Annotated in this window: 22 protein-coding genes and 3 pseudogenes; 19 read left to right on the forward strand and 6 right to left on the reverse strand. The window is 62.2% G+C overall.

The features are described from left to right. Positions 1–395 precede the first annotated feature (395 nt). The 12 genes from ACCQ01_RS11165 (at position 396) to ACCQ01_RS11220 (ending at position 13446) form a co-directional block, all read left to right on the forward strand. Positions 396–1004: a (2Fe-2S)-binding protein gene (locus ACCQ01_RS11165; protein ID WP_228434240.1), complete on the forward strand. Its 609-nt coding sequence runs from the start codon at positions 396–398 to the stop codon at positions 1002–1004. Further along, positions 1004–3277 carry a xanthine dehydrogenase family protein molybdopterin-binding subunit gene (locus ACCQ01_RS11170; protein ID WP_228434239.1) on the forward strand — a complete coding sequence of 758 codons (2274 nt, stop codon included), beginning with the start codon at positions 1004–1006 and terminating at the stop codon, positions 3275–3277. The genes ACCQ01_RS11165 and ACCQ01_RS11170 overlap by 1 nt, the downstream gene beginning before the upstream one ends. Before the next feature lie 90 nt (positions 3278–3367). Continuing rightward, positions 3368–4720, forward strand: coding sequence for a c-type cytochrome (locus ACCQ01_RS11175; protein WP_228434238.1), 1353 nt, complete (start codon positions 3368–3370; stop codon positions 4718–4720). Positions 4721–4738: 18 nt separating this feature from the next. Further along, positions 4739–5776, forward strand: a complete 1038-nt coding sequence (locus ACCQ01_RS11180) for a zinc-dependent alcohol dehydrogenase family protein (protein WP_228434237.1) — start codon at positions 4739–4741, stop codon at positions 5774–5776. Between the two features lie 132 nt (positions 5777–5908). Then, entirely contained in the window at positions 5909–6619 is a 711-nt protein-coding gene (locus tag ACCQ01_RS11185; RefSeq protein ID WP_372358877.1) for a dihydrofolate reductase family protein, read from the forward strand. 44 nt (positions 6620–6663) lie between these two features. After that, a complete protein-coding gene (locus ACCQ01_RS11190) occupies positions 6664–7566 on the forward strand; it encodes a LysR family transcriptional regulator (protein ID WP_323370349.1) in 903 nt (300 codons plus the stop codon). A 215-nt stretch (positions 7567–7781) separates the two neighbouring features. Further along, positions 7782–8195, forward strand: a complete 414-nt coding sequence (locus ACCQ01_RS11195; protein WP_228434234.1) for a (R)-mandelonitrile lyase — start codon at positions 7782–7784, stop codon at positions 8193–8195. Between the two features lie 37 nt (positions 8196–8232). Next, positions 8233–8724, forward strand: coding sequence for a (R)-mandelonitrile lyase (locus ACCQ01_RS11200; RefSeq protein WP_228434233.1), 492 nt, complete (start codon positions 8233–8235; stop codon positions 8722–8724). Beyond that, positions 8702–9481, forward strand: a complete 780-nt coding sequence (locus ACCQ01_RS11205) for a carboxymuconolactone decarboxylase family protein (RefSeq protein WP_323370348.1) — start codon at positions 8702–8704, stop codon at positions 9479–9481. Before ACCQ01_RS11200 ends, ACCQ01_RS11205 begins: the two co-directional genes overlap by 23 nt. 588 nt (positions 9482–10069) lie before the next feature. Further along, complete coding sequence (locus ACCQ01_RS11210) at positions 10070–10963, forward strand: LysR family transcriptional regulator (protein WP_228434247.1); 894 nt, start codon at positions 10070–10072, stop codon at positions 10961–10963. A gap of 177 nt (positions 10964–11140) precedes the next feature. Beyond that, positions 11141–12346 carry an MFS transporter gene (locus ACCQ01_RS11215; RefSeq protein WP_228434232.1) on the forward strand — a complete coding sequence of 402 codons (1206 nt, stop codon included), beginning with the start codon at positions 11141–11143 and terminating at the stop codon, positions 12344–12346. 38 nt (positions 12347–12384) lie between these two features. Next, positions 12385–13446: an NAD(P)-dependent alcohol dehydrogenase gene (locus ACCQ01_RS11220; protein ID WP_228434231.1), complete on the forward strand. Its 1062-nt coding sequence runs from the start codon at positions 12385–12387 to the stop codon at positions 13444–13446. A gap of 114 nt (positions 13447–13560) precedes the next feature. Here ACCQ01_RS11220 and ACCQ01_RS11225 read toward each other — a convergent pair whose 3' ends face one another. Next, entirely contained in the window at positions 13561–13725 is a 165-nt protein-coding gene (locus tag ACCQ01_RS11225) for a hypothetical protein (RefSeq protein WP_372358878.1), read from the reverse strand. A 436-nt stretch (positions 13726–14161) separates the two neighbouring features. On the opposite strand from ACCQ01_RS11225, the gene ACCQ01_RS11230 reads away from it, so the two are divergent. From ACCQ01_RS11230 to paoC, 6 genes and pseudogenes are all read left to right on the forward strand, one after another. Further along, the gene (locus ACCQ01_RS11230) at positions 14162–15367 is read left to right on the forward strand and encodes an MFS transporter (protein ID WP_228434230.1); all 1206 of its coding nucleotides are present in this window, start codon (positions 14162–14164) and stop codon (positions 15365–15367) included. A gap of 9 nt (positions 15368–15376) precedes the next feature. Beyond that, complete coding sequence (locus ACCQ01_RS11235) at positions 15377–15931, forward strand: XdhC family protein (protein ID WP_228434229.1); 555 nt, start codon at positions 15377–15379, stop codon at positions 15929–15931. 23 nt (positions 15932–15954) lie between these two features. Next, a complete protein-coding gene (locus ACCQ01_RS11240; RefSeq protein ID WP_323370347.1) occupies positions 15955–16263 on the forward strand; it encodes an XdhC family protein in 309 nt (102 codons plus the stop codon). A 64-nt stretch (positions 16264–16327) separates the two neighbouring features. Next, positions 16328–17221, forward strand: coding sequence for a LysR family transcriptional regulator (locus ACCQ01_RS11245; RefSeq protein WP_228434244.1), 894 nt, complete (start codon positions 16328–16330; stop codon positions 17219–17221). Positions 17222–17568: 347 nt separating this feature from the next. Continuing rightward, the gene (locus ACCQ01_RS11250) at positions 17569–18699 is read left to right on the forward strand and encodes an MBL fold metallo-hydrolase (RefSeq protein ID WP_228434228.1); all 1131 of its coding nucleotides are present in this window, start codon (positions 17569–17571) and stop codon (positions 18697–18699) included. A 558-nt stretch (positions 18700–19257) separates the two neighbouring features. Further along, a pseudogene (gene paoC / locus ACCQ01_RS11255) lies at positions 19258–21471 on the forward strand (aldehyde oxidoreductase molybdenum-binding subunit PaoC). Between the two features lie 340 nt (positions 21472–21811). On the opposite strand, the gene ACCQ01_RS11260 reads toward paoC, so the two are convergent. Next, positions 21812–22576, reverse strand: coding sequence for a glucose 1-dehydrogenase (locus tag ACCQ01_RS11260; RefSeq protein WP_228434227.1), 765 nt, complete (start codon positions 22574–22576; stop codon positions 21812–21814). 204 nt (positions 22577–22780) lie between these two features. Here ACCQ01_RS11260 and ACCQ01_RS11265 point away from each other — a divergent pair. Next, positions 22781–22918 (forward strand): annotated as a pseudogene (locus ACCQ01_RS11265) (helix-turn-helix domain-containing protein); the annotation flags it as partial. Here the strand turns inward: ACCQ01_RS11265 and ACCQ01_RS11270 are convergent. The 4 genes and pseudogenes from ACCQ01_RS11270 to ACCQ01_RS11285 all read right to left on the reverse strand — a co-directional run. Next, positions 22917–23423: pseudogene (locus ACCQ01_RS11270) on the reverse strand (integrase core domain-containing protein); the annotation flags it as partial. The pseudogenes ACCQ01_RS11265 and ACCQ01_RS11270 overlap by 2 nt on opposite strands. A 159-nt stretch (positions 23424–23582) precedes the next feature. Further along, a complete protein-coding gene (locus ACCQ01_RS11275) occupies positions 23583–24767 on the reverse strand; it encodes a M61 metallopeptidase family protein (protein WP_228434226.1) in 1185 nt (394 codons plus the stop codon). Between the two features lie 71 nt (positions 24768–24838). Next, on the reverse strand, positions 24839–25819 hold the full coding sequence (locus ACCQ01_RS11280) for an IS5 family transposase (protein WP_372358879.1): 981 nt from the start codon (positions 25817–25819) through the stop codon (positions 24839–24841). Then, complete coding sequence (locus ACCQ01_RS11285) at positions 25810–26388, reverse strand: hypothetical protein (protein ID WP_372358880.1); 579 nt, start codon at positions 26386–26388, stop codon at positions 25810–25812. The genes ACCQ01_RS11280 and ACCQ01_RS11285 overlap by 10 nt, the downstream gene beginning before the upstream one ends. Positions 26389–26512: the final 124 nt, after the last annotated feature.

Consider the following 26512-nt stretch of genomic DNA (forward strand, 5'->3'; position numbering starts at 1 on the left):
GCTCGCGGGCATGTCGGGTCAAGGCGTCTCAAGCTTTTCACCATGGGCATGGCCAAGAGCGCCAGCGGGCGATCAGCGCGCCTGTCAGCGCCTGCTTTAAAGTTCAAAGCAAGAGGATTCGCCGACCCTGGCCATTTCGCCACACCCGTACAGAGGTGGTGTCAGGTGGACGAATTGATGGTGCGCGATGTCATCCGCAACGTCATTGCCAGCATACTAAGAATTACGCCTTGGCCATCAGTGTGGGCGATCGCACATTCTTTGGACGACCGCGCCGGTTCGTGGACCTGATCCAGGTATTGATCAATACGGCTCATTCTTGTTAGTTGATTTTCCGACCCCTCACCGCGATCAGCCAATGCTAATTTTGTCGGTGGACTCGACCTGGCCAAGCCATGAAACTGACAGTCAATAATCATACGTTTGAAATCGACTCTCCCGGCGACACCCCGTTGTTGTGGGTGATTCGCGATGAGCTGGGCATGACCGGAACCAAGTACGGGTGCGGCCTCGCCCAGTGCGGCGCCTGCTCGGTCATGATCGACGGGGTGCTGGCGCGTTCTTGCGTGACTCCGGTGGAAGGGGTTGTAGGCAAGCAGGTCAGCACGATCGAAGCGATCGAAGCCGATGCTGTTGGCCAACGGGTCGTACAGGCATGGGTCAAGCATCAAGTGCCGCAGTGTGGGTACTGCCAGTCCGGACAGGTCATGGCCGCTACGGCATTGCTCAAAGAGGTCAGCAAGCCGTCACTGGAGCAGGTCAAGGCCGCCATGGTCAACCTGTGCCGCTGCGGGACTTACAACGCGATTTTCGCCGCGCTTGAAGATCTTTCCGGTGGTGGGCATACGGAGCCGACAGCCCAGGCTGTCTCGGCGACGCAGGCCTCCAGCCCATCGAATGGGGCATCGCCACTGATTGCGGCGGCCACGCTGATGGCGGGTGCGGCCGCCTTCAGGGCAACGCGCTCACCCGGCGACCAGGTCTCGGCCCCGGAGGTGGAGTGATGGCCCGCAATCATCCAGGCGCCGACCTTAAGGAAGTACTGCCTCGTGGCGAACAGCCGGTCAACATTTCCCGGCGTCGTTTCCTGTTGAAGTCTGCCGGCGCGACCGCTGGCGCGCTGGTGCTGGGCTTCGGCCTGCCGATCGGGCAGGCGAGGGCGCAGCTTGGCGTCAAGACGATGGTTCCCGGCACGCGTGTGCCTGCGTTCCTGGAAATCGGCGCCGATAATCTGGTCCGCCTGCAGAGCCCCTTCATGGAAGGCGGGCAGGGGATCTTCACCGCCATGGCGCAGATTGTCGGCGAGGAGCTGGATGCCGACCCATCCACCTTTGTTGTCTCTGCCGCGCCCACTGGCGCCGATTTCCAGGTGATGGGCAACGGCATGCGACTGACCGGTGGCAGCATGTCGGTGCGCACCAGTTACGACACGATGCGCAAACTGGGCGCGCTGGCACGGCGGATGCTGATGCAGGCTGCGGCTGACCAGTGGTCGGTCCCGTTGTCGTCACTGACGACCGAGCCGGGCAAAGTCCTGCACGCCGCCTCCGGTCGCGCGTTGGCTTACGGGCAGCTAGCCCCCAGGGCGTTGGACCTGCCGGTGCCCGCAGTGGAGAGTGTCACCTTGCGCGATCCGGCGACATTCCGCTGGATCGGCAAAGGCGTTGCGCGGCTGGACATGCACGAGAAGTCGGTCGGTAAAGCGGTCTACAGCATCGACGTGAAGGTTGAAGGGATGCTGCATGCCGCTGTCCAGCACGCCCCGCGCCTGGGGATGGAAGTGGCCGGCATCACCAACGAAGACCAGCTCAAGGCGATGCATGGCGTGCATTCGGTGCACCGCTTGCCGGGTGCAGTGGCCGTGGTGGCCGAGCGCTGGTGGAATGCCAAGCGGGCTGCTGAAGCGGCACAGGTGCAGTGGAAAGAGCCTGGCCCTGATTCCAAGCTGCGCTACATGCCAGCGGATTTTTCGAGCGATGCGTTTTCTGCGCAGATGGCCGAGCAGGCGGCGCAAGGCGGTGGCGACGAGGTGGAGGCCGAAGGCGATCTGGACGCGGCGTTCAAGGGTGCGCACAGCACGCTGGAAGCCACTTACCGCAGCCAATACGTCAACCACGGCCAGCTTGAGCCGCCGTCTGCCACCGCACGCTTCAGCCCGGATGGATCGCTTGAGCTGTGGCTGCCGAACCAGGCGCCGGACATGTTTCTAGCCGACGTGGCCAAGCGCACTGGGCTGGGCCCGGCGCAGATCACGCTGCACTCGCCCCTGCTGGGTGGGTTCTTCGGGCGTCATTTCCTCTACGACACGGCCTGTCCCTATCCGCAGGCGATCGAGCTGGCGCGCACGGTCGGACGCCCGGTCAAACTGATCTGGAGTCGCGAGGAGGAATTCTTGCGCGACGCGCTGCGGCCAATGGCCGCGGTGCGCTTCCGCGGGGCGCTGGACGCGCAGGGCATGCCCGTGGCGCTCGAGGCGGTCAGCGCCACGGAAGGCCCCACTGAAGGAATTGCCGGGCAGAAGGGCGAGACGGTCGATCCAACCTCGGTCGAAGGCCTGAGCGGGAAGTCCTACGCCATCGCCAACCGCCGGGTGGCGCGCCTGTACGTCAAGAACCCGGTCGTGCTGGGTTACTGGCGCTCGGTCGGCAACTCCATGAATGACTTCTTCTACGAGTCCTTCCTCGACGAACTGGCCGACAAGGGCAAGCAGGATCCCTACGAGCTGCGCCTGAAGCTGCTGCGTGACAATCCGCGCCTGACCACGCTGCTGAAGTCGGTGGTGGAGCTGTCCGGGGCATGGAAGCGCGGGCCGTTCACCGCTGAGGACGGCAGCCAGCGCGCACGCGGCATCGCCATGGCCTCGCCGTTCGGCACCCAGACCGCAGCCATTGCCGAGGTCTCCATCGAAGGTGGCCAGGTGCGGGTGCATGAGCTTTGGCAGGCGATCGACCCAGGCAGCATCGTCAATCCGGCGATCATCGATGCCCAGGTGAACTCGGCCGTGGCGCTGGGTGTCTCGCAGGTGCTGTTGGAAGAGTCGGTCTGGAAGGATGGCACGCCGGTGGCACGCAACTACGACATGTATCCGATCCTGGCGCCATCGGCGATGCCGCGGGTGCATGTGCGGATTGTCGAAAGCGGCGAAAAGATGGGCGGCATCGGCGAGCCCGGTCTGCCTGCGGTGCCTGCGGCGGTGGCGAACGCCGTGTCCGCGCTCACCCGCCAGCGCGTGCGCAGCATGCCCATGTCCCGCTTGGATTTTGGCGGACAGGTCTGATCCATCGCGCGGGCAAGGTCCGCGTCGTCCCGGAAATGGCTGACTTCTGCAGCAGCGGAAGCAGCCGCCTCTTCATGAGATGGAGCAATCTTGAAAAAGCTCAAATATCTGCTGCTTGCCTGCGTGGTCGCTGCCGTCCTGGTGGCCTGGTATGTTAACCGCACGCCTGCTTCAGCCTTCGATGGCCAGGCGATGGCCAGTAACCAGGCCCCATCCCCCGCGCTGTTGCGCCAGGGCGAATACGTCGCGCGACTGTCCGACTGCGTCGCCTGCCACAGCACGCCGGGCCATGCGCCGTTCACCGGCGGGCTGGGCATGGAAAGCCCACTTGGCACCATTACCACGACCAATATCACGCCCGACAAGGACACTGGTATTGGCCAGTACAGCCTGGCCGACTTCGACCGGGCTTTGCGCCACGGGGTCGCCAAGGATGGGCATCGCCTTTATCCGGCCATGCCGTATCCGTCTTACGCCAAGCTGTCCGACCAGGACGTGACCGCGCTGTACGCCTACTTCATGCACGGCGTCAAGCCAGTGCGTCGTGAGAACGAATCCACCGGCATCAAATGGCCCCTGAACATGCGTTGGCCGCTGGCGTTGTGGAGTGGCGTCTTCACGGAATCGGGAAGCTACAAGCCGGTTGAGGGGAAAGACGCGCAGTGGAATCGTGGTGCGTACATCGTCGAAGGTCCGGGCCATTGCGGTAGCTGCCATACGCCTCGCGGCCTGGCGTTCAATGAGCAGGGTCTGCATGCTGCCGATCCGGACTTCCTCTCCGGGGCACTGCTTGATGGCTGGTACGCGCCCAACCTGCGCGGCGATGCCAAGCGTGGGATAGGCACCTGGGCCGAGGACGACATGTTCCAGTTCCTCAAGACCGGGCGAAACAAGCATGCGGTGGTATTTGGCTCGATGACCGAAGCCTTCAACAATTCGCTGCAGTACTTGACCGACCAGGATCTACGCGCGGTTTCGCACTATCTAAAGACGCTTCCGGCCGATCCTTCCAAGGACGGCGCTGCGTATCAATACGATGCCTCCAGCAACCAGGCACTGGGCCTGGCCCAACGGAGTCAGCACCCAGGTGCGCAGACCTTCATGGCGCGCTGCAGCTCCTGTCATGGCGTCGATGGTCGCGGCCAGGCCCCATGGATTCCGCCGCTGGCCGGCGCCACCTCCTCGATGGTGGAGGCCGGCGATTCGCAGATCAACGTGACCCTCAATGGATCGGACCGCATCGTGGCTGCCAATGTGCCGGACGCCTACCGGATGCCGCCCTTCCGCAAGCAGTTGTCCGATGCCGAGATCGCCGAGGTGGTGAGCTTCGTGCGCACCTCATGGGGCAACGATGGCGGCAAGGTCGACGCAAAGGACGTGGAGAAGCTGCGTGCCAGTACCGATCCGGCCAACCCGACGCCGGTGCAGTTGCAGATGCGCTGAGCTAGAGGATGACAGTCTTTGCGCGGGCTGCAGCAGCGGTGCTCGCGTAAATGGGGAGCTCAGGCTCCCCCATTTCTAAGCAACAGGAGTACCAACATGCAGGTTTATCGCGTCACCCCGGGCAGTCAGATTGAAGGGTTGCAGCGCTATGAGGAGCAGGCTGCCGCGCTTGGTCACAACGATGTCCGCGTGCGTGTGCGCGCTGTATCGCTCAATTACCGGGACCTGATGCTGGTGCGTGGTCGTTATGGCGTGGGCGGGGATCGCAAGGTCATCCCATGTTCTGATGGTGCCGGGGAAGTGATCGCCGTTGGATCGGCAGTCACCGAGGTGAAGGCGGGCGACCGAGTCGCTGCGTCGTTCTTCCCACACTGGAACGATGGCCGGCCGACTGCCGAGAACTGCAGGGCGCCGCTAGGCGCCTACCAGGACGGCATGTTGGCCCAGGAAGTCACCCTGCCTGCGCATTCCTTGGTGCGGGTGCCGCCGGAGCTGACCGATGTTGAGGCGGCCACGCTGCCCTGTGCCGGTGTGACAGCCTGGAACGCGCTGTTTGTCAGTAGCGCGCTGCGGCCAGGTGAGACGGTGCTGCTGCTGGGCACCGGCGGCGTCTCGATCTTCGCCCTGCAGCTGGCCCATGCCGCCGGCCTGCGCACCATCATCACCTCGTGGAGCGATGCCAAGCTAGAGCGTGCCCGTGCACTTGGCGCGCAGCACACCATCAATTACCGGAGCAATCCGGAGTGGCAGGATGAAGTCCTGCGTTTTACCGGCGGCCGCGGCGTGGACCTGGTGGTGGAAGTCGGAGGTGAGAACACCTTGGAGCGCTCTGTGCAGGCAACCGCACCGGGCGGCAACGTGGCCGTGATCGGTGGCGTTAGCGGCTTTGCAGGGAAGTTCGCGCCGTTCCAGCTGGTGCCGGGTTCACGGCGCCTGTCTGGGGTGAACGTCGGCAGTCGCAAGATGCTCGAGGATCTGGCTGGCTTCATCGCCGGAGCTGGCATCAAGCCAGTGGTGGATCAGGTGTTCGGTTTGACCAGGCCATCGATGCTTTGAAGCACCTCGACGCTGCTGGGCATTTCGGCAAGCTGGTGATCCGCATCGACTGAAGTACGAGGAGTGGGCGGCACCCTCATCGCCGCCATCGGAACAGGACAAACTGCAATGCGCCCCAGGATCATCTGTCACATGATCAGCTCCATCGACGGCCGCTTGCTGGTGCAGCGCTGGACGCCACCGGCCCCCGGTGTTGCCCCGGACATCGTCACCAGCGTCTATGAGGACACGGCTTCGCAGCTCGGTGCGCAGGGCTTCATCGTCGGTCGCGCGACCATGGCCGAGTTCAAGGGAGTGCGCCAGGACGCGCCCTCGACCGGCGGCCAGGCGCAAACGCGGCTTCAGCCCTTCGTCGGCCGCCCCCGGGGGCGCCAGCTTGCGATCGTGGCCGATCCCGGCGGCAAGCTGCGGTATGAGAGTGACGATGCCGAAGGTGCACACGTGGTGGCGCTGCTGTCAGAGGAGGTTTCAGAGGACTACCTGCAGGAGCTGCGGCGGCTCGGGGTGTCCTATCTGTTCGGCAGCCTGGCGCATGCGCTCGAGCAGATCCGGGCAATGTTCGAGGTATCTGTGCTGTTGCTTGAGGGCGGCGGCGCCATCAACGGGTCATTTCTCAAGGAGTGCCTTATCGATGAGGTCAGTCTGTTGATCTATCCAGGCATCGACGGACTGGCTGGCACCCCGTGCATCTTCGACTACCGCGGGGGGGCGGACGAGCATCCGGCAGCCGGGCGCTGCCTGGTCCACACCCAAACCCGCACGCTTACCGCAGGCGTGGTTTGGCTGCGCTACGAGGTGACGCCAGCACCATCAACGCTCGCATCGAGCGAAAACTCCGGATGAAAGGCGCGCGGAAGCAACCCGCCGCCGCATCGATGGAAAGCGAGCTGCTGAGGTTTTCGTTCAGTGGATTGACCGCGTTCATTGCAGTGGTTGAAGAACGCAGCTTCACTCGTGCCGCGGCGCGCATCGGCGTGTCGCAATCGGCGATCAGCCATTCGGTTCGAGGGCTGGAGAGCGAGCTCGGTGCGCAATTGCTCGCCAGAAACGCGCGCGGCGTGGTGCCGACCGAAGCAGGTGAGCGCCTGTTTCGTGGGATTGCCCCGCGTTTCAAGGATATTGATTCGGCGATTGTTGAAGTTTCCGAGCTCAGAGACACCCCGACCGGCACCATCAGGATCTCAGCCCCTGCCGACGCCATTCGCACGATCCTGGCGCCCCGCGTGGCGCAACTACTGCGACAGCATCCCGGCATTTCGATCGAGCTGCATGCTGACAACAGCCTGGTCGATATCGTGGCCGATGGCTTTGATGCAGGGGTACGGCTGGGAGAGGCGATTGCACAGGACATGATTGCCGTCAGGATCGGCCCTGACATGAAGTTTTCGCTCGTGGCATCTCCCGAGTATTTCGCAGCCCATGCGCCACCGAAGAAACCAGGCGATCTGGTCGACCACAGCTGTATCAATATCAGGCTTCCAACCCATCAGGGACTCTGGCCCTGGGAGTTCGAAAAAGCAGGCCGCACGCTCAACATCCGGGTGCAGGGACGGCTGATCTGCAACGACATCTACGATTGCATTGACGGCGCAGTGGCACATCTTGGCATCGCCTACGTCCCGGAAGTCTTGATCCTCCAACATCTGGCCGATGGTCGGCTGGTCCAGGCGCTGAGCGACTGGAGCCCACCCTGGCCGGGATATCACCTCTACTATCCGAGCCGCCGCCAGCCCTCCGGTGCGATGGCGCTCCTGATAGCCGGTTTAAGACAAGCCCTCGGCGGGAGTTGAGTAACGGGGGCAGGGGATTGATGAATGCAGCTCATGTCGGTGTTTCGACTTTGCGTCATGACATGTGCGTCCCCTGGGTCTAAGTTTGTGCCTAGGGTCTGCCGGTTACGCCCGCTCGATGGCTGATGGACCTTCTGTCTGGTGGGCACGCAGGTGCCCCATGCGTACCCGGTGCGGGTTTGCGCAACCCACTCCCCTGAAACTGAGGAAATACAATGGAACTCAAGCGAGCTGGCTCAACGCCTTCCGCCAAAGGGCCCGCCGAGTACTTCACCGGCAATGTCCGCATTGACATGCTTGCCTCGGCCAAGGAGCCGGGCCGCGTCGGATGTGCAGCGGTCACCTTTGAACCAGGGGCGCGTACGGTGTGGCACACCCATCCGCTTGGTCAAATCCTGATCGTCACTGCCGGCCTGGGCTGGACCCAGTGCGAGCACGGCCCGATCGTGGAGATTCGCCCTGGTGACACCATCGTGTGCCCGTCCGGGCATCGGCACTGGCACGGTGCAAGCCCCACCACCGGCATGACCCACATCGCGGTCACTGAGTCGCTGGATGGCAAAGCGGTGGAGTGGATGGAACCGGTCACCGGTGAGCAGTACCTGGCAGGTGTCGGACAGGGCACTTGAGGCGCATCCATCCATCGCAGATCAATGAGGTGAAGTGATGAAGCATTTCAATATGCTGCTGTCCGCCGTGCTGCTGTCCGTTGGTTCCCTAACGGCCGGCGCCGCCGAGCCTGCCCCTTCCACCGCGACCCAGCAGATCACACGCGTCGGCACCCAGGGATCCAAAAGCGCGCCTGCCCAGTACTTCACCGGCCGCGTGCGGCTGGACATGCTGTGGCCCGCAAGCAATGGCATCAGCGCCTCTGGTGCCATGGTGACTTTCGAGCCGGGCGCACGTTCCCACTGGCACGTCCATCCGGCCGGCCAGCAGCTGGTGATCGAGTCTGGCGTGGGATACGTGCAGGAGTGGGGCAAGCCGATGCAGGAAGTCCACCCTGGCGACGTGGTGTGGTGCCCGCCAGGGGTGAAGCACTGGCATGGGGCTGCCCCCGGCACGGCCATGTCCCACTTGGCCGTCTCGGGCGCGAGCGAAGGACAGAATGTGACCTGGATGGAGCCGGTGACCGATGCGCAATATCAGGCCAGATAAGTGGTATGGCGCCGCCCTCGCGGCGCTGATCTTCTACGCCACCGCCTTGAGTCTTACAGCGGCGGCAAGTCCTCTGGAGCACACTTTTCCCATGATGACCGATTCAAGTACAGACGCCGCCCAGCAGCTGAGCGAACAGCAACGCGCCATTGTCCCGATCGCCGCGGCTGCAGCAGTAGGCGACATGGCCGGACTCGAGCCAGCGCTCGAAAAAGGCCTGGACGCCGGCCTGAGTATCAGCGATACCCGTGAGATCCTGGTCCAGGTCTATGCCTATGCCGGGTTCCCGCGCAGCCTCAACGCGCTTGGTCAGCTGATGAAGGTCGTCGATGCCCGTAAGCAGCGGGGCATTGACGACGCGCCGGGCCGGGAGCCCAGCAAGCCCATCCCGCAGGGCGACGCTTTGCTCAAGGCTGGCACCGCCAACCAGACCAGGATCGTGGGCAAGCCGGTGGCCGGCCCGCTGTTCGACTTCGCCCCGGTTGCCAACCAGTATCTGCAGGTGCATCTGTTCGGCGACATTTTCGAGCGCGACAACCTTGACTGGTCATCTCGCGAAATCGCCACCGTGAGCATGCTGGCCGCGCTTGAGGGCGTGGAGTCGCAGTTGCGCTCGCACGTGGCCAGCAGCTTCAACGTGGGCCTGAGCGAAGCCCAGCTGCAGCAAGTGGTCCAAGTGCTTGATGGTGCCAACAAGGCCTATGGTCAGCGCGCCCGCGTCGCGTTGGACCAGGTTGTTGCCGACCGGAAATCCTGACCAAAGCAGGCCTGGCGCCACAGGAACAACGGCCACAGCCACAGGTTGATGGCGCTGCGCTGTAAGCACCACCTTCGCGCCGCTGGTGGCATGGCGCGAGGCACGGTACTCAGCGTAGCTCCATGCACAAAAAGCAATGCAGCACTGCGCGCAGGCAGATGATCTGACGTCCGGGTCTCGGCCAGGACGTCGTCCAGGTAGTGCCTTGACTGCCCAACCCTGGTGGATCTTTCGCGATCAGGAATGCCTAGCCGGGCCGCGGCTTCACCGCCAAGCCAGATTGGTCGCGGTGGCCGGACCCATCATCAGGCCGTCGCGGTTCCAGACGCCGAGGCGGCTTCACCCGCGCGCAGGCTGGTGTGATGTTTTTAAGTGGCTCGCGTGGCCGGACCAGAGGCGCGTTGAGCGAAAGTCAGACCACCCACGAGCGCCGGCGCGCTGGGCGCGGCGGCGCGTTTCATCCGCACATGCAGGACGGAAGTGACAACACTCACCCATGCAGCGTGTCGGAATTGAACATGATTTATGCTGCCCACCGCCCCTGACGTTGCAGCAGGGCACTCCGACTTACTGGACGGCCAAGCCTCGATGCCCAAAGAGCACTACAGCGATCTTCTGGCCTTGGCCGCGGTCGCGCGTGAGCGCAACTTCACCAAGGCCGCTGCGCAACTTGGCATTTCGCAATCGCTGCTCAGCTACACGATTCGCCGACTGGAAGCCAGCATTGGCGTGCGCCTGCTGACCCGCACCACACGCAGCGTATCGGTCACCGAGGCCGGGGAGCGACTGCTCGCAGTGGCAACGCCAAGGCTCAAGGGGATCGAAGAAGAATTGCGCGCAGTCCGTGAACTGCGCGATGTAACTGCGGGGACCATCCGGGTCACGGCTACCGATCATGCGATTGAAACGGTGATCTGGCCCAAGCTCAGGGCTTTTTTGGCCGAGTATCCCAAGGTTGCGATCGAACTTGACGTCGACTATGCGCTGAAAGATATCGTGCAGGGTCGCTTTGATTTCGGCGTGCGTCTTGGCAACGCCGTCGCCCACGACATGATCTCGGTCCGCATCGCTCCAGACATGCGGCTGGCCATGGTAGGCGCTCCGGCCTACTTCGCCTCTCACCCGATGCCTTCGATGCCGCAGGAACTGGTCGACCACGACTGCATCAACCTGCGCCTTCCCACGCACGGGAATCTGTACGCGTGGGAGCTAAAAAAAGGAGCGCGCACGACCAGCGTGCGCGTTGAGGGGCGATTGGTGTTCAACAGGATCAGCCAGATGGTGCAGGCCGCGCTGGATGGTTTCGGGCTGGCCTATGTGCCCGAAGACCTGGTGGCCGCACATGTGGCCAGCGGCGCCTTGATCCCGGTGCTCAAGACCTGGTGGCATAAGTCGACTGGCTACCACCTCTATTACAGCAAGCAGCGCCAATCCTCGCGTGCGGCGGAAGCGTTTGTCGGTTCTTTACGCTATGAAGACTGATTGCTTGGCGTGATTAATGGATGCTGCTCATGGTTGCTAGCGGGGCTTGCACCTTACTGAGCTGAGAGGCGCCCCTTAGCATTGCACCTCCTATTACTGCGTGAGACGAAGATCGGCGCCCGCTTGAGCACGCCGGGGTTGTCTTGTGTTCGCGGTGATGTTCCCAGATGGATGACAATGCTCCAGGCTGATAATCGCGAAAAGCACAATGCAGGCAAGGCCGCCTCGCCAATGCCGTTGGCCGGACTGCTGGCCTTGTCGACCACGGCGTTCCTGACCATCCTCACCGAAACCATGCCGGCGGCCCTGCTGCCAGCGATGAGCCAAAGCCTGGAGGCAACCCCGGCGTCTATTGGCCTGCTGGTATCGGCCTATGCGCTGGCCTCGGCTGCAGTCGCCATCCCGGTCGTCGCGTTGACGCGGCGTCTGCCACGCAGGCCGTTGTACATCGTGCTGGTGCTGATATTTGCTGCAGCCAATGCGATGACCGCGCTGTCCAATGCCTATGCCCTGACGCTGGCGTCGCGCATTGTTGCCGGGATCGCGGCCGGCGTGGTCTGGCCGGTGATCTGTGGATACGCGATTCGCCTGGTGTCCCCGGCGCAGATGGGTCGGGCCGTCGCCATCACGCTGGCTGGCAGCACGGTGGCAATGGTCGCCGGCCTGCCGCTGGGTACCTTGCTGGGCGAGGTCCTGGGCTGGCATGCGACCTATGCTGCGCTCTCGGCGCTGGCGCTACTGGTGATCGGCTGGGTCTTGCTGGCGGTGCCGGCGGTCCAGCAGCAGGCCCAGAAGGGGCCGTGCGCAGATGCGAGCGGCTCAGCGTGGCACGTCCTGCGCACGCCAGGCTTGCGCCCGATCCTGTGTGCGACGTTCCTGGCCATGACCGGTCATTACGCGCTGTACACGTACATGGCACCGCTCGCCGATGCCCTGCAGCTGCCCGGTGGCGTTGGCCGCGGTCTCTTGTTGTTTGGGCTGGGCGCTGTGTTTGGCGTGGTGCTGGCCGGACGCCTGGTCGACCAGCGCGGACGCTTGCTGGCGCTCTGCGCGCTGGGGTGTGGTGCAGCGGTGATCGGTGGACTGCTGGCTGGCCCGACCGCGTGGGCGGCCAGCGCTGCGCTGTTGATGTGGGGCCTGTCTTTTGGTGGCTTGCCGACGGTGTTCCAGGCGTCCACCGGGCAGGTTGCGAGCGGGCAGGCCGAACTGGCCACTGCGATGCTCACCACCATCTACAACCTCGGAATCTTCGCTGGTGGCGCGGTGGGCGGGACGCTGCTGGGCTGGGGCGGAGTGCAGGGCTTGCAGGTGCTTGCACTGCTGGCCGTGGCCGGCTCGATGGTGATCGTTGCCAGCAACCGGCGCCATGCCTTTCCCGGATGACTTACTTCCTTTCCCTTACCCAATCCAAGGTTCAAAAAATGAAAATCACTGGTTATGCCGCCCAGTCCGCGCAGTCGGGCATGGCGCCTTTCTCATTCGAGCGCCGTGCTCTGCGTCGCGACGACGTCTCCATCGACATCCTGTATTGCGGCGTGTGTCACTCAGACCTGCACCAGACCCGCGGTGACTGGGAGTGGGCCCAAACCATCTATCCGTGCGTGCCGGGCCATGAGATCGTTGGCAAGGTCGCGGCGGTCGGCGAGGGCGTCAATGCCTATCAAGTGGGCGACCTGGTGGCCGTGGGCTGCCTGGTGGACAGTTGCGGGCATTGCGATCAGTGCCAGGCGCATGAAGAGACGCTCTGCCGCGAAGGGGTGACCGTGACGTACAACGGGCAGGACCGCATCGACGGCCAGCCGACCTTCGGCGGCTACTCCAAGACCATCGTGGTGCGCGAAAGCTTCGTGCTGCGGGTCCCGACCAGCCTGGACACCGGTCGCGTCGCGCCGCTGCTGTGTGCCGGCATCACCTGCTATACCCCGCTGCGCGCTACCAATGTCGGGCCCGGTACCCGCGTTGGCGTGATCGGGCTGGGTGGCCTGGGCCACATGGGTGTCAAGCTGGCGCGCGGCATGGGGGCCAAGGTGACCATGATCAGCCGGTCGGCCGACAAGGCCGCCGATGCTGCCGAACTGGGCGCCGAGGCGTTCCTGCTGTCGTCCAATCCCGAGTCCATGGCCGCAGCGGCCAACGCCTTTGACGTGATCATTGACACCATCCCGGTCAAGCACGATCTGTCGCCGTACATCCCGTTGCTGGACATCAACGGCACGCTGGTGATCGTGGGCCAGATCGGCCCGATGGAGGCCTTCAACAGTGCGCCGGTGCTGTTCGGGCGCCGCAAGATCACCGGCTCGCCGGTGGGCGGCATTGCCCAGACCCAGGAGATGCTGGATTTCTGCGCGGAGAAGAACATCCTGCCCGAGTGCGAGACCATCGCCATTCAGCAGATCAACGAGGCCTTTGAGCGCATGGAGCGAGCGGATGTCCGCTATCGTTTCGTGATCGACATGGCCTCGCTGGAAGGCGCCGCCGCCTGACGCAGGGTTTGCCGGCTTCAGGCCGCTATATGGAGCCCGCCAGCCATCATCAGGCATACACCCGCCGCGGTGCTGGCCGGCCTCATGTGTCCAGGGCCGATCCATCAGGTCAGGTTACTGCGCGTGCGACGCAGCGTAGGCTTGCGGCGCCTCGCCACCGGGGCCTGGCCAGATGGTGTCCAGCCGCTCCAGGGTCTGCTGATCCAGCTTAAGCTTGAGTGCGTTGAGGTTGTCCTGCAGCTGCTGGCGTGTGCGCGAACCGCCGATGGCGGCGGTCACGTCCGGCTTGTGCAACAGCCAGGCCAGGCCCGTGGTTGAGGTGCGCTCAACTGGCTAGGGTGCCGCGCGGGATCCTTGGTTCAAGTGTTCCTGGGCGCGCATCAGGCGCCCGTAGGTTGTGTGGCGGCCACGACACGTCCACACCAGAGCAAGTGCGAGGGCTCCAGGCACACGTACCTGGTCTTTTAGTAATCCATCGATTGATGGATGGGTCGATTGATCAGCATGATTCATTGATCCAATCGACTTGCACGTCTTGTTGACCGCGTATGAGTCGCTATGATTTTGACCACAGACGCGACCGCTTGCGGGCGTTGCTACGCCGCCGGACGGTGACTTGTTCCAGGTTTGGCGCTTGGTCTTTTCAAAACACTCGCTAGCTTCTGCCCCGCAGCAGGAGGTGTGCGCTGCTTTCCGATATCTAGTGGTGGTGATCATGACAGACTCAACGACTGCATCCGTGCAGTCAGCGCGCCAGGTAGGCGGCGCCATCGGATCGATGGCTTTTTGTGTGGCGCTGCTGATCGCGTCTGAATTCATGCCGGTCAGCTTGCTGACGCCCATTGCAGAGGACCTGCATGCGACCCAGGGCATGGCTGGTCAGGCGATCTCGATTTCTGGCTTTTTCGCAGTCCTGGCAAGCATCTTTATTGCCCCGATAGCAGGACGTTTTGACGTCCGGCGCGTGCTGATGTCCATGACCTGCCTCATGTTGCTCTCGCTGATCTTGATTTCCGTCGCGCCGAGCTTTGTGGTCCTGATGGCTGCGCGCGCCCTGCTCGGCGTCGCCGTGGGTGGATTCTGGTCGCTGGCCACCGCCACCGTCATACGGCTTGTACCGCCGGACAAGGTGCCTCAGTCGCTGGGCTTCATTTTCATGGGCAATGCGATTGCCACCGCGTTCGCCGCGCCAATCGGCGCCTTTCTTGGCGGGCATTTCGGATGGCGGTTGGTGTTCATGGGCCTGGTGCCGCTGGCGTTGCTGAATCTTTTCTGGCAGTTCAAGCGTCTGCCGTCGATGCCTCCCCGCGCGGCTATTCCGGTGACGCGCATGTTCGGCTTGCTGAAACGCGGAAATGTCTTGATCGGCATGGTCGCGGTGATGCTGACCTTTGCAGGTGCATTTGGTGCATTCACCTATTTCCGCCCGTTCCTGGAGCAGGCCACCGGCGTCAACCCCAATCAGCTTTCCCTGCTGTTGCTCGGTCTTGGCGTGGCAGGCTTTGCCGGGACGCATTTCGCTAGCGCATTGCTGCAGAAAGGGCATCTGTACCGGCTTCTTTTCTGGCTGCCCGTTGCACTTGCGCTTGCCACCGCGGGGATGGCGGCTTTGGGCCATGTCGTCTGGGTCGTTGCAGCTCTGATGGTGGCCTGGGGCGCGCTGAATGCTGCGATTCCCGTGTGCTGGTCCACGTGGCTTGCCAGGGAGATCAGCGATGCGCCAGAGAGCGGTGGTGGTCTCTTCGTCGCCTCGGTGCAATCGGCCATCCTGATTGGCGGCTCGCTGGGCGGACACCTGCTGGATGGGATCGGCGTGTCCGCGCCGCTGATCGGTGGAGCCGCCTTGCTCTTGCTGGCGGCAGGCCTGATCGGCAAAGGTGCTCGCCTGACTTCAAGCGATCGTGTGACGTCCAAGGCGTAGGAGCACCTGATGAGCACGGACTGGACCAGTACGGGGCAGGGCAGTGCCATGGCTGCAGGTGCAGATGGACTGCAGCGGGTGAGGGCAGGCGGTGCACCCGCAAACACCTCCTTTCAGGTGAGCGAAGGGCATGCGATGCATGTCATTCGCGCCGCTGTCCAGGCGATCCGCGGCGGGGGCGCCGCCTCACTGGCCGTGGTCCTGGAGACCGAGGGCTCCACTTACAGTCGTTCCGGTTCACTGGCTTTGTTTTCCGATGCTGATCACGTGGGCTGGATCAGCGGCGGCTGCCTGGAGCCGGAGATCCAGCGTCGCGCGGTTAGCGCCTTTTCATCCGGGATGATCGAGTGGCTTGAAATCGATACGCGAGACGACACCGCGCTGTTTTCAGGCGCTGCGGTAGGCTGCCGCGGCCGCCAGCGAATCGCGCTGCTGCCGCTTCCAGCAATGACTGGCTTGGTCGATGTATTGGCATCCTGGCTGTCTGGTTATCAGGATCTTCAGCTGGAAATCGGTGCAGATGGGTCCGTGCGTGCGGCCACGCAGCGGGTGCAAAAGCAGTAGCCAAGACGGGGCACTGCCTGGATGTGTCTGTTGCAGAAGCGCTGTCCGGCAGGCCGCCCCCGGACGCGGCATTGGTCATGCACCACAACTTTGAGATGGACCGCGACGCGCTGGAGGCGCTTGCTGGAAAAGCCGTTGCTTTCGTGGGCTTGCTCGGGCCTGAGCGACGCTCCCACGACTTATTCAAGCTGCTTTCACCTGATGATTGCGCGCTTCTGCGGCCAAGGCTACGCTCGCCCGTCGGTCTCCATCTGGGCGGCCGGGGCCCCGAGGCCATCGCGCTTTCCATTGCGGCGCAGCTGCAGGCCTGGCGGCACTCGATCAGTATCTGATCGGTGTCTTGAGCATTTGTAACCCGTGGTAGCCCTCGCAGAGACAGGTTGCATGCAAGAAGACATCCTTCGCGAATCCTTCAGTGGAATGGTGGCGTTTATTGTCGTTGCCCGGGAGAGGAGCTTCACTCGGGCCGCAGCGCACCTGGGCCTTTCCCAGTCCGCAGTGAGTCATGCGGTGCGCGCGCTCGAGAAAAGTCTGGGAGTGCAGCTGCTTGTACGTAGCTCGCGCCTGGTGGCGCCGACCGAGGCGGGTGAACACCTGATCACCACCATTGCGCCACGATTTGAGGAGATTGATGCGGAAATCATGGCGTTGTCGGAGTTGCGCGACAGTCCCACAGGCACGATTCGCATCACCGCCTCTGATCACAGCATCAGATCGGTCCTGTCGCCGAAACTGAAGCGCTTTCTGCCCAAGTATCCGGGTATCAAGATCGAGCTGTTTGGCGACAACGGACTGGTCGATATTGCGGCTGACCGATTCGATGCAGGTGTTCGCCTAGGCGAGGCCGTGGCACAGGACATGATCGCTGTGCGGATCGGCCCGGACATCAGATTTGCCGCCGTGGCCACCAAAGCCTATTTCAAAGCCCATCCAGCCCCGAAAAAACCCGAAGATTTGATCCATCACAATTGCATCAACCTGAGGTTACCCACCCACGGTGGGATCTGGCCCTGGGAATTTGAGAAGGCCGGGAGGGAAGTCAACGTTCGTGTGGATGGCCAACTCACTTACAACAGCATTTATGACTGCCTGGAAGCTGCGTGTTCTGGACTCGGCATCGCCTATGTTCCCGACGATATCGCTGCACCACATATCGCAGCCAAACAGCTGATCCATGTAATGAAAGACTGGAGTCCGCCCTGGCCTGGACTTCATATGTACTACCCCAGTCGCCGCCAACCCTCGGGCGCGATGGCCTTGCTGATTGCGGCACTGAGGTATGAGCCATAGCCACGCTATCGGTGGCATCAGCCAAAGCTGGGCCTGGCTCGGCCGACGAGTGTCTGACGCAGGGTCGGAGCGCTCCGGTAATACTTGGCATCTAGAGCGGTACCGGGCTCGAAGGGCGCGCCACAGCCAGCGCATGAAGCACTGGCTTGGCTGACGGGAATAGTCCGATTGACGCCTACGCACATGATCCAACTCTGCATGTGCCAACCAAGACATTGAAGCGCCACGCAGTGTCCTAGCCTGCATCATCCTGCGATCGGATGGGCAGTGGCGCTCACCGCTTCTCATTGAGATCGCTCGGTTGAAAGACCCTCATTGACCTTATGACATCAACAGACAAGGCGTTTATGAAGAGAATCCTGTATCGCATGCTGATTGCCCTGATCGGCCTGGCTGTGTTGGGCGCAGTGGGCGCGGGCCTCTATCTGCGTGAACCGCTGTTTGGCGCGCTACCAAGTGGAGAGCGCCTTGATCAGATCGCGCTTTCGCCCAACTACCGACAAGGCGCGTTCCGCAATCAGATCAGCACGCCCATGAAGACCACTGACCAGTCCGAGTGGTCCATGTGGGCTGAGACCTTGTTTGGCAACCATGGGCAGCCCCGTCCGCCTAGCGCGTTGCCGGCCGTCAAGACGGATCTGAAAGCGCTGGATCCGGCCCAGGACCTGGTCGTCTGGCTCGGCCACTCGTCCTACTTCGTGCAATTGGGTGGGCGCAGGGTGTTGATTGACCCCGTCTTCAGCTCCAGTGCTTCGCCGGTGCCTATGACCAACACGGCCTTCGATGGCACCAGTATTTACAACGTGGCGGACATGCCACCAATCGACTTCCTGCTGATCAGCCACGACCACTACGATCATCTGGACTATCCAAGCGTCCTGGCTCTAAAACCCAAGGTGAGACAGGTGGTGGTGGGCCTAGGTGTGGGGGCCCATTTCCAGGCCTGGGGCTACGACATGAAGCGCGTGCATGAGGCCGATTGGTACCAGACAATTGGCGATGAGGGAGGCCTGCAGATCCACGTGACACCGGCACGCCACTTTTCAGGACGAACTTTCACGCGCAATCAATCGCTGTGGGTTGGCTTTGTGCTGAGTACCGGTCAGCGCAAGCTCTTTTACAGCGGGGACTCGGGCTATGGGCCGCACTTTGCCCAGATCGGTAAGCGCTATGGCCCCTTCGACTGGGCAGCGCTCGACACCGGTCAGTACGATCCACGCTGGGCAAACGTGCACATGAATCCTGAGCAGGCCGCGCAGGCGGCAAAGGACCTTCGGACGCGTGTGCTGATGCCCAGCCATGTCGGCAGGTTCTCACTCGCGCCGCACGACTGGGATGCGCCGTTCAAGCGCGTGACCGCGGCGAGCCAGAACGCCGGCTATCGTCTCTGGAGCCCGGAGATCGGCGAACCGGCCTATCTGGATGGGCGCGAGCAGCACTTCAGCCAATGGTGGAACCTGACCGGATCTGCGAAGTAAACGGTCTCTTCGAGATTCCAGTGCGACCCGTTGTTGGAGCCTGCGGTTCGGGATCCAACTTGGCGGTCGATTGAGTGGCGTGAATGGTGCTGACGTCATGTTGCTGGCGTGACGGTGGCGTCGGGTGGCTCCAGTACCTTGGTGGCCTGGCAGGTCAAGCTGAAGATCGCGGCCATCCCAGACTGCACAGCCGGTCGGGCAGGGCAACGACATGTGCACGCTTTGATAGCGACGAGCGGCGTTGCGCGATTCCCGTCCGAAGCCCCAGTTTTTTGCGTAATGGAGGCGAATCAACCAAATGCATCTATTGATGCCACTCATGGTTGACTGCATTCATTCGGGGGTCGACCATCAAGTCTGCTGGGCGATACCTTCAAGCTTTGGATCGCGTGGCGATCTCACGCGGCTGACTCTGGCGTTTGACGTGTCTTAAACGCATCAGGCCATGCAATGCCTTGCGACCTTGGTGGATCGTGTATCGCACGACAGGCCTCTTGGGACTCATCGGTTTGCCAAGGTGCCCAGTCCTCACCTCACTTTGAAAGCAGGAGCAGCGCCATGAAGTTCGACACGCCAGCCGGCAACAACCCGGTTGACCAGCTCAAGGTCGTGGGAAAGCCCCATGATCGCGTAGAAGGGCCGCTGAAAGTGACCGGCACGGCGACCTATGCCTACGAGTGGAAGGAGGTGCCGGACAATACCGCCTATGGTTATATCGTTGGCGCCAGCATAGGAAAGGGACGCGTGGCCTCAATCGATACGCGCCGCGCATTGGCCGCACCGGGTGTTCTGGCGGTCCTCACACACCAGAACACCCAGCCCCTGGGGCGAGGTGAGTTCTACGTGCAGCGATTCCTGGCGGCACCCGATGTGGATCACTACCACCAGGCCGTGGCCGTTGTGGTGGCATCGAGCTTTGAGCAGGCGCGTGCCGCTGCATCGCTGGTGCGCGTTGAATATGTCCGTACGAACGGGAAGTTCGACCTGGCCGCTCAAGTGCCGACGGCGCCGGTTGCGCCGAAGGCGCCATTTGGTGGACCGCCATCCACCTCGCAAGGCGACTTCGAAGCGGCCTTTTCCGCAGCGCCGGTACAGGTTGACTCAACCTTCAAGACACCGGACCAGGCACATGCGATGATGGAACCCCATGCCACGATCGCAATGTGGCATCAAGGGCACCTGACCTGTCGCACCTCGATCTAGCAGATGAATTGGGGTCTTCGTGACCTGGCAAAGGCGCTGGGCATCTCCAAGGAAAACATCCACTTGACCGCACCCTATGTCGGCGGCGGTTTCGGGGGCAAAGGCACGGTGCAGTCAGATCTGGTCCTGGCAGTCCTGGCGTCCAAGGCAACGGGTCGGGCGGTGAAGTTGACGCTCCAGCGGCCGTTGATGTTCAACAACACCATTCATCGTCCTGCAACCATCCAGCGGTTGCGCCTTGGTGCTGGGCATGACGGGAAGCTGACCGCCATCGGACATGAGAGCTGGTCGGGCAACCTGGCAGGCGGACGTACCGAGCCGACGACCTTGTCGACCCGCTCGCTCTACGCCGGTGCCAATCGCATGACGCAGATGAGGTTGGCTGTGCTGGACCTTGCAGAAGGCAACGCCATGCGCGCCCCCGGTGAAGCGCCAGGCATGATGGCCCTTGAGATTGCCATGGACGAAATGGCCGAAAAGCTCGGCATGGACCCAGTGCAGTTTCGGATACTCAATGACACCCAGGTCGACCCAGAGAAGCCCTCGCGTCCATTTTCCACCCGTCCTTTCGTGGAGTGCCTGAAGACTGGAGCCGAGCGATTTAGTTGGTCCCAGCGCAACAGCAAGCCCGCCAGCGTGCGCGAGGGGCGGTGGCTGATTGGTGTTGGCGTGGCCTCGGCGATTCGCGGAGCGCCGATTTCAAAATCCGCTGCACGCGCGCGCCTGGATCATAAAGGCATGGTGACGATCGAAACCGATATGACCGACATCGGTACCGGGAGCTACACCATTGTTGCCCAGACAGCAGCAGAGGTGATGGGCGTGTCGATCAACCAGGTTGTTGCGAAGCTTGGCGATTCCAGTTTCCCGGAGAGCCCTGGCTCAGGGGGGCAGCAGGGGGCACCTTCGGTCACCGCCGGCGTCTACGCGGCATGCATGAAACTGCGCTCAACCGTGGCCCAGGCACTTGGACTTTCCGAGGATGATGCCGAGTTCTCCAATGGGATGGTGCATGCAAGAGGCCAGTCACGCCCGCTTGGTGAAGCTGCACATTCCGGCGACCTTATTGCGGAAGATTTCATGGAGTTTGGTGACCTCAAGGAGCAGTTCGCTCAGCAAACCTTTGGCGCTCATTTCGCCGAAGTTGCCGTCGACGCTTACACAGGCGAAGTTCGCGTGCGCCGTATGCTTGCGGTGTGCGCTGCCGGTCGCATCCTCAACCCAAAGACTGCGCGTAGCCAGGTCATCGGCGGCATGGTCATGGGCGTGGGTGCAGCGCTGACGGAAGAGCTGGTGGTGGACAAGCGACTGGGATTTTTCGTCAATCATGACCTGGCCGGCTACGAGGTTCCTGTTCACGCCGATATCCCACATCTGGAGACGTACTTCATTGATGAGGTCGATCCCACGATGTCACCTGTCAAGGCCAAAGGTGTCGGCGAACTGGGTCTGACCGGCGTTGCGCCAGCGTTGGCCAATGCCATCTATAACGCGACAGGGGTGCGGGTCTATGAATATCCGATCACGCTGGACAAATTGCTTGCGCGCTTGCCCGCCGTGACCGCATGAAGATGCGGTGGCCCGAGAGTCTGAAAAACAATTAGCGCCGTAGCGCCGCGGACGGTCACGAACCGTCATCTGGAAGGCTTCCCGCTTGTCGGTGCGTTGAGGGAGTCTCATGGACTTGAGGCTCCATACGGTCTCCATTGGGCATAAAGCAAGCGCTGCGGTTTGCACCACAGCGCTCGATTTATTGAAGGCTTAAAGCCTGGATCCAGCACCTGCTTGAGAAATGGTCGCCGGGGTTGGCGCGGCGCAAGGCCGGCCAACCCGGGAAGCGAGAGGGATACTGAAGCCATTGATCTCAGAAAGCTGGAGCCCTCGCTCTGGCCGGCACCGAGGGTGCCCCTTAGACCGTTTGTCCGCCATCGACGACCACGTTTGAACCGGTAGAGAAGGCAGCCTCTTCCGAACACAACCAGAGTACGGTTGCGGCGACCTCTTCAGGGCGGCCCGGTCGACCCACAGGTTCATTGTCGATCACCATGCGCAGACCTTCCTCGGTACCACCGGTGAAGCGCTTCATCATGGGGGTGTCGATGAAGCCCGGCGAGACCACGTTCACGCGAATGCCGTCAGCGGCATAGTCCAGGGCAGCAGCCTTGCTCATTCCGATAACGCCCCACTTGGTGGCGCAATAGCCGGCTTGTCCGGCAAAGCCTCTGACTCCGGCCCCGGATGAAGTGTTGACGATCGCACCACCGCCTTGCTTGAGCATGTGAGGAATCTGGTGCTTCATGCAGAGGAAGGCGCCGTTGAGATTGACCGAGGTCAGCTGTTCCCAATCCGCAGTGGTTATGTCGGCCAGGGCAATGGCTCCTTGCTCAACGCCTGCATTGTTGAATGCAAAATCCAGGCGACCGAAGGTCGAGACCGTTGCAGCGATGGCCGACTTGACCTCGTCTTCTTTCGCAACATCACACTGCAGCGCGATCGCCTGGCCGCCAGCTTGCGCGATCAGTTGTACGGTCTCCTGCAGGTTCGCTTCGGTGCGGCCTACGACGGCCACGCTTGCACCCGCCTTGGCGAACGCGAGTGCAGCAGCGCGACCAATGCCGGTTCCGCCACCGGTGACGAAGGCAACCTTGCCTGCGTAGTTGAACGCTATTGTCATATCAAATTCCTTGCACGGTTTGATTAAAGAGGGGAAGGGCAGTGCTCCGGCACACACGGGCGCTGAGCGCATCTATCGAGGTGAGAGCAGTGTGTATCGAGCGTTCCCGTCCATTTTGTCCCGCAGGCGCCGCACCGACTAGCCAACTAGTTCTTAAAGATCATATTAGTTGTGCTAATCAAACGAACACCGGATGATGTCTTGATGGTCAGACGCAATCTCAACGATCTCCTCTCCTTCGTCACCGTCGGCCGCGACGGCAGCTTCACTCGCGCGACGGCGCTACTTGGCGTGACGCAATCGGCGCTGAGCCAAGCATCAGCGGCGCTGAATAATGCAATTAGATGAAATTTTCAGTCAAGAATCCGGGTTTGATGACATCGGTGGCAGCGAGCTGTTTGGCGTAGGCGGCGGGCGTCAGCCCGCCCAGCACTTGCTTCGGCCGTTCCTCGTTGTATTCCCTGCGTCAGATTTCGATGATCGTCCGCGCTTGCATAAGCGCGGGAACCGGTGTTCGTTGAGATATTCGTCACGCAGGCGGCCGTTGAACGACTCGATGTAAGCGTTTGATTGGGTTTGCCTGGCTGGATCCGACCAAGCTGTACGCCGCGTTCGTGCGCCCAGCTGACCATCGCCTTGCCGCAGAACTCCTGCCGTTGCCGGTCCTGATCACAGCAGGCAACCCGCGGCTGAGCGTAAGCCGGTCAAGGACACGGCTCACACCGTGCCCAGAGATGGCCCGCTCGACCTCGATGGCGACCGCCTAATGGGTCGCGTCATCAACAATGGTCAGACACTTGAGTACCCGGCCTTCGCTGGTGCGGTCGAACACGAAGTCCATCGACCACCGAGCGCACGTGCACCACGACGTCGTGGCCCTCGGCCAGCAGGGTCTTGGCCGTGGCATGAGCCTGCCTGTCGGCAGAGCCAGTGATGAACACGCGAACTTTACCGCCACCGTTGCGGCCTAGGTGACGACGGGTGCGAATCCGTCGGACCAGTGCGATCACAGCGCGCAGCGATCGTCGGCAACTCCATCCACGCGTTCCCACTGCCACGCATCCATCGTTTTGCCGCGCGGCAGGTAATCGACATCGAACTGGCGTCCGTCGCGACGCAGACGTAGATGCAGATGTTGGGTCTGATTGCCCTGGATGTCATCCTGCGGTACTGGCAACACAATCTCGTCGCCGTTGCGCACACCGGCGAGGGCGGCAGCCGAGCCCTCCACGAGGCCGCGCACGATGCGCTTGGATTCGGCGAGCACCGCCGGCTCGAACCCGAGCACGTATTCGCGCAGCGGTTTGCTGGTGCGGCGAAAGCAGGGGCCAAATGCATCGGAGGCCGGCAGCGGCGGTGTTCCGGCGAGGAAAGCATGAAAATCGGCAACCCCGCTCGCGCCGAGCTCATGCGCAAGCAAGGTTTCCCAGTCCGCCTGGGTGGGTGTCGCCCCCCGCGCGTTGATCTTTAGCAGTGCGCGTTCTAAATCATCCAAGGAACGCTTCCCGCCAGATCGCTTGCGTACAGCGTCGTCCACTGTGGCCAGGTACAGCATGCCGCGGTCGTAGGCAAGCATGCGGATACGCGTGTCTTTCCAGAAACCGCCAGCGGCCTCTGCATTGGACATGGTGCGTAGTGCGTTGGTGTAGTAACGCCCGGCGATCCTATTGAGATCCTGTAAGAACTGCTCTGGCGTGATCATGCCAAAGCGCAGCGGCAAGCGGGCTTCAGCGAACATCGCCAAACCCTCCGTGAACCAGGTGACTGGCTCCGATGCACTTTCAGCAAGATGGGGCTGGTAGGTGTGAAACATCTCGTGTGACAGGGTGATCTTGAGGCGGTTTGGGTCTGCCCCTTGGCCGGCACCGTATGTCACGACGAACGATTGGTACAACGCGACTCCACCACCTGCGTTTATCGGGTTGTAGCGTAAGAAAATTGTGTAGGGGTGGGAGTCGGGTTGGGGAAATAGCGCTTGGAATTGCTGGTGCAGCCTGCCGACCCACGCGGATAATTCAGCTGCATCGAATGGTGGTTGCCCTTGCCAGTTGGCAGAAAACCCGTCCGTGCGCGCGACCTGTGGCCAACGTCCGACCTTCCCGGCCATGAAGAACATGTGTCCAAGTTCGTCGCTGGTGATGCGCTTAAGGATGGTCTGATCAACGGCGTCGGAGGATGAGCCTAACCACATCGGCCAGGCCGACGGCGCTCAGATCCTCGATTTTTTGCCGTTTCCGGCGCGTTTGCAGGGTGTTGCCCGCGTTACAGGCGCACGCTCCCCATAGCAGGCATCAACTGCTTTCGCTTTATCCACAGATTGGAGAGCGCAAACAGCGTCAGCACCTGCGCGGTGTTCTTCGCCAAGCCGCGATAGCGGACCTTGGTGTAACCGAACTGGCGCTTGATCACCCGGAACGGATGCTCCACCTTCGCACGCACGCTGGCCTTGAAGTGTTCCCAACGCTGTTCCCGAGCACGCTCCCGCTTGTTGCCGATGGCTTGCAGCGTCGAGGGCCTGGCGGCGATGAAGAATGCAGCCTCGCAGTCCTGCAGTTCTTCGCGCTTATCCGCACCGGTGTAGCCGCTGTCGCCGAACACGCTGTCTTCTTTGCCATGCAGCAACGTGTGCGTCACCGTGACATCGGCGACGTTGGCCGCTGTGCAATGGACGTGGTGCACCAACCCGGAAAATTCATCCACGCCGATGTGCGCCTTCATCCCGAAATACCATTGATTGCCTTTCTTTGTCTGATGCATCTCAGGGTCGCGCGCATGGTCGGCATTCTTGGTCGAACTGGGCGCCGCGATCAGCGTCGCATCGACGATCGTGCCCGACCGCAGGCTCTGGCCCTTGCGCGCCAGATGCGCGTTGACCGCTTCCAGCATCCGCGCGGCAAGGCCATGGGCCTCCAACAGGCGGCGAAAGTTGAGAATCGTGGTCTCGTCTGGAACGTTGTCCAAGCCACCGAGCTGAGCAAACCGCCGCAAGGTCGGGATCTCGTGCAGTGCTTCTTCCATCGCCGGATCGCTCAACGCATACCACTGCTGCAGCAGATGAATCCGCAACATCGTCGCCAGTGCGTACGGCTGCCGACCTGGCCGCCCCGAGACCGGATAGTGCGGCGCGACCAGCCCGAGCAGTTGCTGCCACGGCACGACCTGCTCCATCTCGGCCAGGAAGATCTCCCGGCGGGTCTGCTTGCGCTTGCCCAGGCCCTCAGCGTCACCGAACGTCAGTTGCATGGATCACTCCTCAACATCAGGCGGGTAGTGTCGCGTATCTGTGGTGCGTTGTTCAGAGGTTCCTTAAGTGTGGCCGTGCCGTTACCGAGGGAGCTGATCCCCAATGCAGGGGGCGGCAGATGGCTCAAATCCCAGCTTATGGTCAGTGCGTAGGACTGCTGAGCTGGCGGCAATACCAAGAATATGCTGGAAGCGCCAGAGAATGCATGGTCATCGTTACGGAACGATATTGGCTCCGCCGGACCACGCGGCGGTCTAATTGCCGTTGCCGGCACCCTGTATCGAAGCGTCAGGGCGCCGGATAGCGCACGCGACGCTGTCCAGACGCGTACTTCCTTCTGCTCGTCGCCTGATGCCATCGTGCTGGTGTGTGCCGAAAGCTGCACCGTGCCATGCGCGTCGGTCGCCTCAATCCCGTCGATGGCTTCGGCGGCCGTATCCACGTTGTCATCCATCAGCGGCAACTGAACCACAGTGTCGCCGCTGGCGATCAAGACCTTGTTCAGCCGGATACGCACGCCAAGCGTCTTGATGACGTCCCCCTCGGCCTGAGGCGACAACTCCAACACGAGTTCCGATGGGCTCACCGGGCGGGGCTCGGAAGACGGCCTCGCGGTCGCTATGTCGACTCCCCGTAAAATTGATCCATCCATAGTTAGAGGTCTCCGGGCACACTAGCCACCAAGGAGACCA

The sequence above is a fragment of the Xanthomonas sp. NCPPB 4037 genome, from assembly GCF_041475695.2.
GTDB lineage: Bacteria > Pseudomonadota > Gammaproteobacteria > Xanthomonadales > Xanthomonadaceae > Xanthomonas > Xanthomonas campestris.

Coding starts and splice junctions, on each gene's coding strand:
- ACCQ01_RS11215 (WP_228434232.1), top strand. CDS start 11,141: ATGCTCCAGGCTGATAATCGCGAAAAGCACAATGCAGGCAAGGCCGCC.
- ACCQ01_RS11170 (WP_228434239.1), top strand. CDS start 1,004: ATGGCCCGCAATCATCCAGGCGCCGACCTTAAGGAAGTACTGCCTCGT.
- ACCQ01_RS11230 (WP_228434230.1), top strand. CDS start 14,162: ATGACAGACTCAACGACTGCATCCGTGCAGTCAGCGCGCCAGGTAGGC.
- ACCQ01_RS11275 (WP_228434226.1), bottom strand. CDS start 24,767: ATGTGGTTAGGCTCATCCTCCGACGCCGTTGATCAGACCATCCTTAAG.
- ACCQ01_RS11280 (WP_372358879.1), bottom strand. CDS start 25,819: ATGCAACTGACGTTCGGTGACGCTGAGGGCCTGGGCAAGCGCAAGCAG.
- ACCQ01_RS11195 (WP_228434234.1), top strand. CDS start 7,782: ATGGAACTCAAGCGAGCTGGCTCAACGCCTTCCGCCAAAGGGCCCGCC.
- ACCQ01_RS11165 (WP_228434240.1), top strand. CDS start 396: ATGAAACTGACAGTCAATAATCATACGTTTGAAATCGACTCTCCCGGC.
- ACCQ01_RS11235 (WP_228434229.1), top strand. CDS start 15,377: ATGAGCACGGACTGGACCAGTACGGGGCAGGGCAGTGCCATGGCTGCA.
- ACCQ01_RS11200 (WP_228434233.1), top strand. CDS start 8,233: ATGAAGCATTTCAATATGCTGCTGTCCGCCGTGCTGCTGTCCGTTGGT.
- ACCQ01_RS11220 (WP_228434231.1), top strand. CDS start 12,385: ATGAAAATCACTGGTTATGCCGCCCAGTCCGCGCAGTCGGGCATGGCG.
- ACCQ01_RS11210 (WP_228434247.1), top strand. CDS start 10,070: ATGCCCAAAGAGCACTACAGCGATCTTCTGGCCTTGGCCGCGGTCGCG.
- ACCQ01_RS11260 (WP_228434227.1), bottom strand. CDS start 22,576: ATGACAATAGCGTTCAACTACGCAGGCAAGGTTGCCTTCGTCACCGGT.
- ACCQ01_RS11205 (WP_323370348.1), top strand. CDS start 8,702: ATGCGCAATATCAGGCCAGATAAGTGGTATGGCGCCGCCCTCGCGGCG.
- ACCQ01_RS11185 (WP_372358877.1), top strand. CDS start 5,909: ATGATCAGCTCCATCGACGGCCGCTTGCTGGTGCAGCGCTGGACGCCA.
- ACCQ01_RS11250 (WP_228434228.1), top strand. CDS start 17,569: ATGAAGAGAATCCTGTATCGCATGCTGATTGCCCTGATCGGCCTGGCT.